This is a genomic window from Saccharopolyspora antiqui, assembly GCF_052246905.1.
Lineage (GTDB): Bacteria > Actinomycetota > Actinomycetes > Mycobacteriales > Pseudonocardiaceae > Saccharopolyspora.
Genome location: NZ_JBQQBO010000001.1, coordinates 924,866 through 937,034 on the forward strand (window position 1 = coordinate 924,866; position 12,169 = coordinate 937,034).

Here is a 12,169-nt window from a genome sequence, read left to right on the forward strand (position 1 = left end):
TCAGCCCTTCCCCAGATGGACGGCACCGCAGTTCGGGCAGGTGCGGGCGTTCTCGTCGGCGTAGAAGGCGGCGAACACCGGCGGGAGATCCGCCACGATGTCGCGGACCTGCAGTTCTGCCTCGTACACCAGTGCGGCACACTTCGGGCAGTACCACTGGAACTTCTCCAGCGTGCCCTCCTCCCTGACCCGCTCGATGACCAGCCCGATCGAGTCCGGATCGGGACGCTGCGGCGAATGCGGCACGTTGCCGGGCAGCAGCCAGGCGTCGCCCTCCAGGATGTGGACGGTCTCCGGCTTGCCCTCGTTCATGAGATTGACGTGGATGTCGCCCCGGATCTGGAAGAACCACTCCTCGTACGGGTCCACGTGGAAGTCGGTGCGCTGGTTGGGTCCGCCGACGATCTGCACGATGAAGTCCTTACCCAACGCCATAGTCCGGTTGTTCACCGGTGGCTTGAGCCGGTGCCGGTGCTCGTCGATCCAGCCGTGGAAGCTGAGCACCTCGGGGATGTCCGTCATTGGGAAGTCTCCTTCCGCCGCGAGCGTAGGACCGCGATCGCCTGGATCTCGATCAGCAGATGTGGATGGGGAAGTTGGTGCACGGCCACGGTCGTGCGTGCCGGTCCGGTGGCGTCGAAGTACTCGCCGTAGACGGCGTTGTAGCCGCCGAATTCGTTCATCGACACCAGGAACGTGGTGACCTGGACGACATCGGACAGCTCGGCACCGACCTCGCCGAGGATCGCACCGATGTTGTCGAGCACGGCCCTGGTCTGGGCCTGGATGTCCAGATTCGTGGTGCCGAGCTCGTCGACCTCCACGCCCGCGAAGGTGTTGTCCGCGCGGCGGGAACTCGTACCCGACACGAACACCAGGTCACCCACGACCTTGACGTGCGGGAACGGGCCGCGCGGGACGGCCAGGCCCTCGACCACGCGCGCGCCGCTCATACCCGGCCCGTCAACGACACCGACCCGAGGCCCGCGATGTCGCACCGGGTGGTGCCCGCGGTGAGCGGCACGGCAGCGGTGGCGGCACCCGCGAGGACGACGTGTCCGGCGCTGATGGGAATCCCGCGCGTCCGGCAGACCGCGAGGAGGGCGTGCAGCGCCCGCACGGGGTTCCCCAGGATCGCCGAGGTCGAGCCGACGACCTCGGCGGCGCCAGCGGGCTGGAACCGCACGGCGCGGTTCGCCACGTCCTGCATCCGCCGCCATTGGCCGATGACGAATCCGGCGGCCGAGGCGTTGTCGGCCACGACGTCGGTGTGGGTGAACCGGAAGTCGGCGTAGCGGGAGTCGATGATCTCGATCGCGGGCGCCACGGCGTCGACGCAGGACTCGATGTCGACAGTGGGGTCGTCGGCGTCGACGGCTCGGCTGATCCGGTAGGCGATCTCGGGCTCCGCCCTGGGATGCAGGAATCCGTCCAGTCGCACGAAGTCGCCGTCGTGCACGCGCATGGCGTCGGTAACGCGGCCGACGATCACCTCGGTCACGCCCATCTGGACCATCTTGGCCTTGCTGGTGAAGCCGAGCTTGACCCCCACGACGTGCTCGCCGCGGGATTGACGTTCGGCGAGCAACGTCTCCTGGATGCGGTAGGCGTCCTCGATGGTCAGTTCGTGGGTGTCCGCCAGGCTCGGGGTGGCCTGGCGGCTTGTCTGCGCGGTGTCGAGCCGTCGGGCGAGTTCGAGGAGGTCGGTCATGACGTGGCTCCGTTCACGAGGTCGAGTGCGACGTCGACGATGAGGTCTTCCTGGCCGCCGACCATGCCGCGCCTGCCGACTTCGGTGAGGATGCGGCGGGCGTCGATGCCGTACCGCCGGGCCGCGCGTTCGGCGTGCAGCAGAAAACTCGAATAGACGCCGGAGTAGCCGAGAGCAAGGGTCTCGCGATCGACCTGGACTGGACGTGGCCGCAGCGGACGGATCAGGTCGTCGGCGGCGTCCTGCAAGGCGAACAGGTCGCAGCCGGTCTCCCAGCCGTACAGGTTGGCGACCGCGACGAATGCCTCGGCCGGGGTGTTGCCGGCGCCCGCCCCCTGGCCCGCCAGCGCGACGTCGACCCGATAGGCGCCGTGCTCGACGGCCGTGACGCTGTTGGCGACCGAGAGCGACAGGTTCTCGTGCGCGTGGATGCCGATCTCGGTGCCGTCGTCGAGGACCTGCCGGTACGCGTCGACGCGCTCGGCGACGTCCGGCATGGTCAGGCGGCCGCCCGAGTCGGTGACGTACACGCAGTGCGCGCCGTAGGACTCCATCAGCCGCGCCTGGTCGGCAAGCGCGTCGGGTGGGCTCAGGTGGCTCATCATGAGGAACCCGGCCACGTCCATGCCGTTCTCGCGTGCCCACTCGATGTGCTGGGCGGCGACGTCGGCCTCGGTGCAGTGCGTCGCGATCCGCACGCTTTGCACGCCGAGATCGCGTGCCCGCCTCAGGTGTTCGACCGTGCCGATGCCCGGCAGCAGGAGCGTCGTCAGCGTCGCGTTCCGCACGGTCTCCGCGGCGGCGGTGATCCACTCCTCGTCGGTGTGGGCGCCGAAGCCGTAGTTGGCGCTGGAGCCGCCGAGCCCGTCGCCGTGCGAGACCTCGATCGCGGCCACCCCGGCTGTGTCCAACGCGGACACGACGCGGCAGACCTGGTCGACGGAGTAGTCGTGCGCCATGGCGTGCATGCCGTCGCGCAGGGTCACGTCCTGGACGTAAACGTTCACGCCGCCACCCACCCTCGACGCACGACGACGCTTTCGGCCGTGCGCAGCGCGGCCGACGTCATGATGTCGAGGTTCCCGGCGTAGCCGGGCAGGTAGTGCCCCGCGCCGGTGACCTCAAGGAAGACCGAGATCTTGGTGCCCGTCACCCGACGTCCGAGTGCCGGGACGGGGACGGCGTCGAGCACGTCGAACTGGACCTGCTGCTTGAGCCGGTAGCCGGGCACGTACTCGCGAACCGTCGCGGCCATGTCGGCCACGGACGCGGTGATCTTCGCCTGGTCGACCTCGCCGTCGACGACGCAGAACACCGTGTCCCGCATGACCATCGGCGGTTCGGCCGGGTTGAGCACGATGATCGCCTTGCCGACTTCGGCGCCACCGACGCGGCGGATCGCCTCGCTGGTCGTCTCGGTGAACTCGTCGATGTTGGCGCGTGTGCCGGGGCCTGCCGAGCGTGACGCGATCGACGCGACGATCTCGGCGTAGGCGACCGGGCCGATCCGCGACACCGCGGCGACGATGGGGATAGTCGCCTGACCGCCGCAGGTCACCATGTTCAGATCGGTTGCGTCGAGATGCTCGGCGAGGTTGACCGGTGGCACGACGAACGGTCCGGCCGCCGCGGGCGTCAGGTCGACGATGAGCTTGTCGTGCTCCCCCGCGACGGCGGCGTGGTGGGCGTGCGCCTTCGCCGACGTGGCGTCGAAGAGCACGCGGATGTCGGCGAACTCCGGCATCGCAACCAGCCCGTCGATGCCCTCGTGCGTGGTCGGGATGGACAGCCGCCTCGCGCGGGCCAGGCCGTCGGATTCCCGGTCAACGCCGACGAGGGCATCGACGTGCAGGGTCGGCGACAGGCGGATGATCTTCATCATCAGGTCGGTGCCGATGTTTCCGGAACCGAGCACGGCGACCCCGACGCTGCCCTCCGCTGGTCCTCTCACGGTGCTGCCTCCTCAAGGATGGTGGCGACCTCGCCGAGGCCGTCGAGCTTCAACCGGAATCGTCCGGGGCCCGTGATCGGCACCATGGGGCCGAGCGCCCCGGACATCACCACGTCACCGGCGCGCAGCGGGCGGCCGCGGCCGACAAGTTCGCGGGCCAGCCACGCGACGGCGACCGCGGGGGAACCAAGGCACGCGTGTCCGGCGCCGAAGCTCACCTCGTCGCCGTCTAGTTCGAGCGTCATGCCCACCGCTGCTAGGTCACGGCCGGTCACGCTGAACGGGGTGGCGCCGAGTACGACGACACCGCTGGAGGCGTTGTCCGCCACCGTGTCCGTGATGGTCAACTCCCAGTCCGCGATCCTGCTGTCGACGATCTCGATCGCGGGCAGCACGAAGTCGGTGGCCCGCAAGACATCCGCGATCGTGGGCCTCGGCCGGTCGACGTCGTCCTTCAACACGAACGCGATCTCGCCTTCCACGCGCGGTTGCAGGAGTCGGCCCAGCGGGACCGGTTCACCATGCGCGTAGACCATGTCGTCGAGCAGCACTCCGAAGTCGGGCTGGTAGACCCCGAACTGCCGCTGCACCGCGGGCGCCGTCAGGCCGATCTTCGAGCCGACGACCGTGGCACCGTCCCGGAGGCGGCCAGCGATGAACCGGCTCTGGGCGTCGTAGGCTTGGTCGAGGTCCGCGACCATGTCCCGGACCGGTGCGCACGGCGTGCCGGTAGCCGCGGCTTCGGTCAAGCGCTGTGCTGCCTCTTCCGCGCTCATAGCTGCACGCACACGTTGGTGGGTTCGGTGTAGAAGTGCAGCGAAGACGCGCCGCCCTCCCGACCGATGCCGGACAGGCCCATGCCGCCAAACGGCGACAGAAGGTCGCGCAGAAACCATGTGTTGACCCACGACATGCCGACGTTCATCGCCTGGCCGACCCGGTGGCCGCGCCTCAGGTCATTGGTCCACACGGACGCCGCGAGGCCGTACTCGGTGTCGTTCGCCAGCTCGATTGCCTGCTCCTCGGTGTCGAAGGGCACCAGGGCGGCCACCGGGCCGAAGATCTCCTCACGGAGCACCCTGTTGTCGTTGCCGATCCCGCTCCACAAGGTCGGCTCGATCCACGAGCCGTCGTCGAGCGCTTCGCCCAACCGGGGAATGCCGCCACCGGTGAGGACCTTCGCGCCCGACTGCTCCGCGAGGGCGAAGTAGCTCAACACCTTCTCGCGGTGCGTCTTCGAAATCAGCGGTCCGGTCGTCGTGCGGTCGTCGGTCGGTTCACCGAGGCGTAGTGCGGCCGCACGCGCAACGAGACCGTTCGCGACGTCATCGAAGATCGCCCGGTGGACGTAGACCCGCTCGGTGCACAGGCAGACCTGGCCGGTGTTCGTGAAGATCGCCTTCGACAGGCCGGTGAGCGCTTCGTCCAGGTCGACGTCGTCGAAGACCACCGCGGCGTTCTTGCCGCCGAGCTCGAACGACACCGGTCGGACGCGGGGCGCGACAGTTCGCATGACGTGGGAGCCGGTGGCCGATGAGCCCGTGAACGTGACGCCGTCGATGCCGGTGTGCGAGGTCAGGAACTCGCCCGCCGATCCGGCGCCGAAGCCGTGTACCACGTTGTAGACCCCGCGGGGCAGCCCGACCTCGGTCAGCACCTCCGCCAGGAGCGACGCGGTGGACGGGGTTTCCTCGCTCGGCTTCACGACGACTGCGTTGCCGCAGGCGAGCGCGGCGGCGACCTTCCAGGTGAGCAGGAGCAACGGCAGGTTCCACGGCACGATCACCGCTACGACACCGAGCGGCTTGCGCACGGCGTAGTTGAGCGCCTGCCTGCCACCGGGCAGGTCCATGAGGAACGACTCCTGGCCCGCGGCGGCGACGACGTCGGCGAACGTCCGGAAGTTCGCGACGGCCCTGGCCACGTCGAGTTCGCGTGCCAAGGCGACGGGCTTTCCGGTATCGGCGACCTCGGCCGCCACGAACTCCTCGAACCGCGCCTCGATTCGGTCGGCGACCCGGCGCAGCAGGGCCGCGCGTTCCCGAACCGGTGTGGTGGCCCAGCCGTCGGCCAGCGCCCGTCGCGCTGCCGCCACGGCAGCGTCCACAACGGACTGATCGGCCTCGTGGACCAGTGCCGACACCACTCCGGAGGCCGGATCGATCTTTTCGGACGAATGACGGTCGTCGAACTCGATCTCCGCGCCGTCCACGAAGTTCCTGATGGTGCACACAGCCATGGTTCGAGCCTCGCTGCAGGCAGCCATGTCCGACAAATACTCTTTCGGCCCCGAGCTATACCCAGATCGATCGCAAGTAGGCTTCAAAGCCGTTGTCCAATGCCTATTTCCGCAGAGCTGCACCGCGAGAAAGGCATGACTTCAGGAGTATCGAGACAGTCCGTCGTGATGCCAAGATCCGGTCATGACCGACGTCATGCCAACGCTCCCCGAGCTCCTCGCCCGTGCCAATGCGCTGCGCCCCGAACTGTGGGCCGCAGCGCCCGAGACCGACCGGAACCGCCGGCTGAGCGATGCCACCTATGCCAGGGTCCGCGCCGCCGGACTCCTCAAGCTGGGCACGCCACGCCTGCTGGGCGGCTACGAGGCGAGCCTGCGCACCATGGTCGAGGTCACCGAGGCCCTCGGCCGCGGCTGCGGCGCGACCGGTTGGGTCATCGGTGTCCTCAACACCGGCAACTGGTTGGCCGCCCAGTACCCCGCGGAGGCGCGGGCCGAGGTCTGGGGCAGCGACCCGGACGCCGCGGTCGCGTCCGTGGCGACGCCGAGCGCCACAGTCGAGCAGGTCGACGGCGGTTTGCGCGTCAACGGGGAGTGGGCCTACGCCTCGGGATCCCTGCACGCGGACTGGGTGTCGGTCGCCGTGCCCTTGGACGCCAACGACAAGAGCACGATCGGCATGGTGCTGGTCCCCGCGAGCGACATCAAGGTCGATGACACGTGGCACGTGACCGGGATGCGGGGCACCGGCAGCAATACGGTGGTCCTCGACGAGGTGGTCGTACCGCAGCACCGGGTGCTCGACGCCCACGCGCTGTTCTCCGGTGAGAACGCCCACGGACACCCGGACGAACCGCTCTACCGCGCCAACATGGCCACCGTGTTCGGTCTCTCGCTGATCGGCACCCAACTCGGGCAGGCGTACGCGGCGCTGGAGCATGTGCTGGCGAAGGCGCCCACCCGCGTGATCGCGACGACCAGGTATCCCAACCAGGCACGGTCGGTGCCGTTCCAGGTCGACGTGGCGGAAGCGGAGACGAAGATCCGGGCCGCCCGGCTGCAGGCTTTGGAGGCCGCGGACACCGCCGACTCGCTGGCTGCCGAGGGCGAGGCGCCGGACGTGGACACCCGCACCAGCATCCGGCTGGCACTCACGTGGGCGAGCAAGCAGTGCTGGGAGGCGGTCGACCAGCTGGTCACCGCGCACGGCACGTCGTCGTTCGCCGAGGTGAACCCGCTGCAGCGGATCTGGCGCGACCAGGCGGTCGCCACCCGGCACGTCGCGTTCAACCTCCGGCTCGTCGAGGAGATCCGCGGCAAGAGCCTGCTCGGTCTTGACCCCCGAGAAGTCACCGATCTTGTCTGACGCCAGGGAGTGCTGATGATCGACGTGCACGCGCATTGGTTCCCGCCGGAGTTCAGCGCGGCTTACGCGCGGACCACCGGGCGGCCCGCGTGGCCACCACACACCGACGATCTGACGGGCCGCATCGCGGACCTCGACGCCGCTGAGGTCGACCTCCAGATCCTGAGCGGCGGACACATCCAGCCGTATTCGACCGACCGGGATCGCGCCGTCGGATGCGCCCGGACGTTCAACGACCTCTACGCGGCGGCGGTCTCGATGTACGCCGGCAGGCTGGGAGCATTCGGTGCGGTTCCGCTGCCCCACGTCGACGAGGCGATCGCCGAGGCGGCACGCTGCCTCGACGACCTCGGCTTCGTGGGCATCGGGGTGGGGACCACCGTCGCGGGTCGGCCGCTGTCGGATCCGGACTTCGAGCCGCTGTGGGCCGAGCTGCACCGCAGGCGCACCACGGTGTTCGTCCACCCGGTGGTCACGCCCGACCGGTTCACGCTGTCCCCGGACCCGTACCTGCTGGGACCGAAGTTCGGCGGACCGCTGGAGGCCGCGATGGCGACGACGCAGTTGGTGGTGTCGGGCGTGCCGAAGCGCCACCCGGACATCAAGTGGATCATCGCCCCGATGGGCGGCGCCCTCGCGTTCCTCTGGCGTCGGTTCGAGATGGACAGCGAGATCCTCGGGCAACAAGAGCTCTTCGAACACGATCCCACTGCGGAGCTTCGGAAGTTCTTCTACGACACCACGTTGAGCGACGATCCTCGCGCCGTGCAGTGGATGACGGACCTCGTGGGAGTCGATCAGCTGGTTTTCGGCAGCGACGCGCCGAAGGTCACCGTAGTCGACTGGCTGAACCGGATGGAGAAAATCTTCACCCGCGATGATCTCGTGAAAGTGACCGGGGAGACGGCACGCCGGAGGTTGGAATTGTGAACAACGGTCTCGAACCCTTCCGGTTGGGTGACCGGACCACGACGTACTACGCGCAGCGGGCGAGTGCGGACCTGATCGTCACCGAAGGCATGCAGCCCTCGCCCGGCGGGCAGGGGGCGCCGTTCACGCCGGGGATGCACAGCCCAGCGCACGTGGCTGCCTGGCAACTGGCGACGTTCTACGCGGGGGGACGAGCGGGGCTACCTCGACTATCGCGCGCTGGTTTTCGCGGAAGGTCGGGTCCGATGAGGATCGTCGGGATCGGTGGATCGCTGCGGGCTGGCTCTCAATCGGAGCGGGCGCTGCGGATCGCGCTCGACGGCGCTGCTGAGGCAGGCGCCGTGACGCAGGTGATCGCGGGGGCGGTGACCGCCAGGCAGATTTGTCGCCTCGGGACGAATGCCGCTGGACCAGTTGGTGGACACGTTCCCACTGGACGAGGTCGAGCGGGCAGCCCACGCCACGACTTCCGGCGAGACGGTCAAGCCGGTGCTCCTGCCCGGCAGCTGACCTCCTGGGAACGTCAGATGCCGACGCACGCGGTGAGGTTGTGGGGGACGTCGGCGAACTGGTCGTCGTCGTGACCGGCGAGATGAGCGCGGATCCTGGCTGCACGCCGGTGCAGATGCTCCAACAGCAACGCGGCGCTGGGGGTAGGGGGACCGTCGGCCCGCACCGTCACCCCCACCTGGCGTTGCACTGAGGGCAGCGGGGTCGCCAGTGGGGTAAGGCGCAGGTCCTCCTCCGGGATCAGGCCGGGTAGCACGGCCACCGAGTCCGAGCTGACGATGAGGGCGAGCAAGGTCAGGATCGACGCCGACTCGACGCGGTCGTCCGGCAGTGGAAGTCCTTCATGCAGGAAGACCTCTTCGATCTCCCGCCGCAGTGTGGTGTGCTCGTCCGGCAGGATCCACGGGTAGTCCAGCAGGTCCGCGAGCGTGGGCGCGGTGGCGCCTGCGGCGGGATGGCCCGCTCGTACGACGAGCCGGACCGGCTCGGTGTACATGTGGATCTGGGTGAGCCGGTCCGCGTGGCTGCTGGGGGTCAGCCTGCCGACCACCAGGTCGAGCTCCCCGGTCAGCAGGTCCTGGACGAGGGCGTCGGGCGTGCCTTCCCGGACAACGACCGTCGCCTTGGGGTGTACATGCTTGAGCGCGGCGATCGCCTGCGGCAAAAGGACGTTCGACCCGGCGAGGTAGGTGCCCACCGTTACCGATCCGGCCTGCCCGGATTCGAGTTCCGCCAGGTGCCGCCCGACTTGCTGGACCTGTGCAAGCACGGCGTCCGCATGCTGCAGGAACGCCTCACCGTAGGCGGTCGGCTTCATACCGCGTGGTCCGCGCTCGAACAACGCGACGCCGAGCAACGCCTCCAGCTCGCGAAGTCCACGGGTGACGACGGGTTGAGTGATGCGCAGTTCCTCGGCGGCGTGGATGACGCTGCCCCGCCGCGCGATGGCACTCGCAAAAACGAAGTGCCGGAGCTTGAGGGTGCCGTCCAGCAGCTTCCTGGCCCGCACCGCATTCGACGTCAGTGGCCTGATCGGATCCGTTGCGTCAGGCGGCACGGTCGAGCTCCGCCAACTCCCTCGGCGACAGGGCGAGCGTCGAGGTGGCGACGTTCTCCACCAGGCAACGCACGGATGACCTGCCGGGAGTGAGCAGCATGGTGGCGGGCCGGTGCAGGAACCACACCCGCGCGACCTTCAGCCAAGAGGCGCCATGCCGGGCGACGACGACGTCCAGGGACGCGGTGTTGTCGGCGGTCAGCCGCTCGCGGAAGCACTCGCTTTCGATCATGTGAGGTCCCCTTTAATTGCTGTCCCAGGCTCGGCTGCACACCCGGCCTTCCAAGGACGGGAGGAGGTTCAACCGGCCGTATGCGGATACCAAGCTGGTTGACTTGCCACGCTATAGTAGCCGCGCCAGTTAGGCGATTGTTGTTCTCGCCGAAGGTCTTCAAGGTTCTCCACGCGGATGAGATCTGCCGCTTTCTCAGTGATTGCGTAGACGGTCGCGTTGGTATTGCCGGACACAATGGACGGCATTGCGGAAGCATCGGCTACGCGCAATCCGCTGATGCCGTGCACACGCAGTTGCGGTTGAGTGTCCACAACGTACAGATCGTCTGTGCCGATCCGGCAAGTCCCACCGGGTGGTTACACGGTCCAGCTACTTCGGCTTCACGGCATTTCAAGCCTAAGATCGCGGCCAAGCTGCAGAAATGCTTGACCGGGGTGGAAATCACACACCGGTCGTGCCCGGTCTCCACTGATGAGTAACCGCGGAAGATCCGGGATGGCCTGATCTCAGCGAACGTGCCGCCGACAGCGACCTCTGGGATCAGGGGCTCGCAGTCCTGTCGGACCTGCGCCGTCGAGCGCGCGACGCACGCAGGTTGACCGCGTTTCCACAGATCTGAGCGTTGTGCCACGCCCCGTTGTTGTTGTTGGTCGTGTCGTAGAAGGCTATCGAGCAAACCCGGTTGCGGCACAGTTTGAGTCGCTTCCAGGTATCGCGATCTTGTCCCAGGAAGACTTCGCGCAGAGCGACCGCGTTGATCCACGCCGCGCCTCGGCCCCGCGGGACGGCGGACAGCTCACCATCGCTTCCGAGGCGAAATTCGAGCGAGCACCGCACATCGCGCATGCGTCCGTCGATCGGTTCATCCCGCACCTCTCCGCACACCGCTCGTTGCAGCTGTGCGCGAAGAACCTGCAGCGCGTGCAACTCTTCGACGGTGATGGTGAGATCCGGAACAGGCAGGCCGGTCCGTTCCCCCCAGGCTTCGGCAGCTCCGGTCGCCCAGCCTTGAGCGGCGTCCGCGTCACGGAGAAGGTCCGGCAGCGCGGGCTTCCCGGCGGGGCGCGTGTTCAGGATCTCCTGGACAAGAACGAGACCGGTGGGCGCGATCTTGACCAAGTATCGTTCAGTCGCAAAAACTGACATAGGGATACCTTATATGGCCATGTCGAATCCTGCGCTCAAGGCTCAGCCCTTGGCCACCTGCACGGATCCCCACAGCGCGCCGCGGTTGATCCGCGCAGGGTAGCGCTCGATCATGTAGTGGTAGAGATCGAGCGCCGTGCTGGTATTCGCTACGCCCTCCTCGAACGTTCGGATGTACTGGCGGGTCTCGGAGATGATCCCCGGATCGTCGTCCGCCGACGGATCCTTGTGCCCCGCAACGACTGCACGCGGCTGCAGGCCTTCGATCCGGTCAAGCGCGTGAAGCCAGTCCCGGCGCCCGGCCTCGTCCGAACCCGCGAGATAGAGGTGCACGTTGTTGTAAGCCGCATCCCCGGCGACGACGAGACCTGCTGAGGGAACATGAAGGCACGTGGTGTCGTCGGAGTCGGTGTGTCCCAGCTCGATCGGCACGAGTTCATGGCCCTCCAATTCGAGGGTTCCTTCCAGCGGGTCAGCGAGCACGATGTGGCGGGGAATCTGTCCGGGGAACCGGGTCTCCCACACCTCCATCAATGCCGCGGGCGTTGACTGTGCACGCATCTGCTCGACAACCTTGGGCACCGCGACCGCGCGGGCGCCGGGGAATCGGTCGAGTACTGCACCCAATCCGAACCAGTGGTCGCCGTGTCCGTGGGTGACGTACACCGTTGTCAGATTCTTCCCGCTGATAGCGAGCCAGGCCACCAGATCCTCGGCCTGCTTCACCGTGAACAGCGGATCGACGAGCACGGCGTCACGCTCCCCAGCGATAAGGGTGGCCGCCGTAGGCGACCACATCCGCCGATCCAGGCCCGGCGGTAGATCCGTCACCGTCGTCGGGACGCTCTCTGCCACGTAGACGGCGTACGACAGCTGTGATGACCCCATGACGCCTCCTTGAGTGATAGTGGGTGACGTAGTCATACACTATAAGATTATGTCTTAATCACTACATCTGTGAAGCATCACACGCGAAATCACATGAGAATCGTCGTCTTGCGAGACATAGTCATCTGACCTAAGC

General features: G+C 67.6%; 13 protein-coding genes and 2 pseudogenes. 3 read left to right on the top strand and 12 right to left on the bottom strand.

The window, feature by feature from the left end; genetic code table 11:
* From ACTWQN_RS03940 to ACTWQN_RS03970, 7 genes are read right to left on the bottom strand one after another with little or no spacing between them, the layout of a single operon-like run.
* The gene (locus ACTWQN_RS03940; RefSeq protein WP_443201917.1) at positions 1 to 522 is read right to left on the bottom strand and encodes a 3-hydroxyanthranilate 3,4-dioxygenase; all 522 of its coding nucleotides are present in this window, start codon (positions 520 to 522) and stop codon (positions 1 to 3) included.
* Positions 519 to 953: a RidA family protein gene (locus ACTWQN_RS03945; RefSeq protein ID WP_443201918.1), complete on the bottom strand. Its 435-nt coding sequence runs from the start codon at positions 951 to 953 to the stop codon at positions 519 to 521. Before ACTWQN_RS03945 ends, ACTWQN_RS03940 begins: the two co-directional genes overlap by 4 nt.
* Positions 950 to 1,711: a 2-keto-4-pentenoate hydratase gene (locus tag ACTWQN_RS03950; protein ID WP_443201919.1), complete on the bottom strand. Its 762-nt coding sequence runs from the start codon at positions 1,709 to 1,711 to the stop codon at positions 950 to 952. The genes ACTWQN_RS03945 and ACTWQN_RS03950 overlap by 4 nt, the downstream gene beginning before the upstream one ends.
* Positions 1,708 to 2,718 (bottom strand): 4-hydroxy-2-oxovalerate aldolase, encoded by a 1,011-nt coding sequence (gene dmpG / locus ACTWQN_RS03955; RefSeq protein ID WP_443201920.1) that lies wholly within the window; start codon positions 2,716 to 2,718, stop codon positions 1,708 to 1,710. The genes ACTWQN_RS03950 and dmpG overlap by 4 nt, the downstream gene beginning before the upstream one ends.
* Entirely contained in the window at positions 2,715 to 3,662 is a 948-nt protein-coding gene (locus ACTWQN_RS03960; RefSeq protein WP_443201921.1) for an acetaldehyde dehydrogenase (acetylating), read from the bottom strand. The genes dmpG and ACTWQN_RS03960 overlap by 4 nt, the downstream gene beginning before the upstream one ends.
* Entirely contained in the window at positions 3,659 to 4,438 is a 780-nt protein-coding gene (locus ACTWQN_RS03965) for a 2-keto-4-pentenoate hydratase (protein ID WP_443201922.1), read from the bottom strand. The genes ACTWQN_RS03960 and ACTWQN_RS03965 overlap by 4 nt, the downstream gene beginning before the upstream one ends.
* Positions 4,435 to 5,988, bottom strand: a complete 1,554-nt coding sequence (locus ACTWQN_RS03970) for a 2-hydroxymuconic semialdehyde dehydrogenase (RefSeq protein ID WP_443201923.1) — start codon at positions 5,986 to 5,988, stop codon at positions 4,435 to 4,437. Before ACTWQN_RS03970 ends, ACTWQN_RS03965 begins: the two co-directional genes overlap by 4 nt.
* A 97-nt stretch (positions 5,989 to 6,085) precedes the next feature.
* Here ACTWQN_RS03970 and ACTWQN_RS03975 point away from each other — a divergent pair, with 97 nt between their 5' ends.
* The 3 genes and pseudogenes from ACTWQN_RS03975 to ACTWQN_RS03985 form a co-directional block, all read left to right on the top strand.
* The gene (locus tag ACTWQN_RS03975) at positions 6,086 to 7,267 is read left to right on the top strand and encodes an acyl-CoA dehydrogenase family protein (RefSeq protein ID WP_443201924.1); all 1,182 of its coding nucleotides are present in this window, start codon (positions 6,086 to 6,088) and stop codon (positions 7,265 to 7,267) included.
* Positions 7,268 to 7,282: 15 nt separating this feature from the next.
* Positions 7,283 to 8,197 (top strand): amidohydrolase family protein, encoded by a 915-nt coding sequence (locus ACTWQN_RS03980; RefSeq protein WP_443201925.1) that lies wholly within the window; start codon positions 7,283 to 7,285, stop codon positions 8,195 to 8,197.
* 245 nt (positions 8,198 to 8,442) lie between these two features.
* A pseudogene (locus ACTWQN_RS03985) lies at positions 8,443 to 8,559 on the top strand (NAD(P)H-dependent oxidoreductase); the annotation flags it as partial.
* A 161-nt stretch (positions 8,560 to 8,720) separates the two neighbouring features.
* On the opposite strand, the gene ACTWQN_RS03990 reads toward ACTWQN_RS03985, so the two are convergent.
* The 5 genes and pseudogenes from ACTWQN_RS03990 to ACTWQN_RS04010 form a co-directional block, all read right to left on the bottom strand.
* Positions 8,721 to 9,764, bottom strand: a complete 1,044-nt coding sequence (locus ACTWQN_RS03990) for a LysR substrate-binding domain-containing protein (protein ID WP_443201926.1) — start codon at positions 9,762 to 9,764, stop codon at positions 8,721 to 8,723.
* Positions 9,754 to 9,996, bottom strand: a complete 243-nt coding sequence (locus ACTWQN_RS03995; RefSeq protein ID WP_443201927.1) for an aldo-keto reductase family protein — start codon at positions 9,994 to 9,996, stop codon at positions 9,754 to 9,756. Before ACTWQN_RS03995 ends, ACTWQN_RS03990 begins: the two co-directional genes overlap by 11 nt.
* A gap of 68 nt (positions 9,997 to 10,064) precedes the next feature.
* Positions 10,065 to 10,337, bottom strand: a pseudogene (locus tag ACTWQN_RS04000) (GMC oxidoreductase); the annotation flags it as partial.
* Positions 10,338 to 10,539: 202 nt separating this feature from the next.
* Positions 10,540 to 11,118 (bottom strand): CGNR zinc finger domain-containing protein, encoded by a 579-nt coding sequence (locus ACTWQN_RS04005; RefSeq protein ID WP_443201928.1) that lies wholly within the window; start codon positions 11,116 to 11,118, stop codon positions 10,540 to 10,542.
* 69 nt (positions 11,119 to 11,187) lie between these two features.
* Positions 11,188 to 12,033, bottom strand: a complete 846-nt coding sequence (locus ACTWQN_RS04010) for an MBL fold metallo-hydrolase (RefSeq protein ID WP_443201929.1) — start codon at positions 12,031 to 12,033, stop codon at positions 11,188 to 11,190.
* Positions 12,034 to 12,169 lie beyond the last annotated feature (136 nt).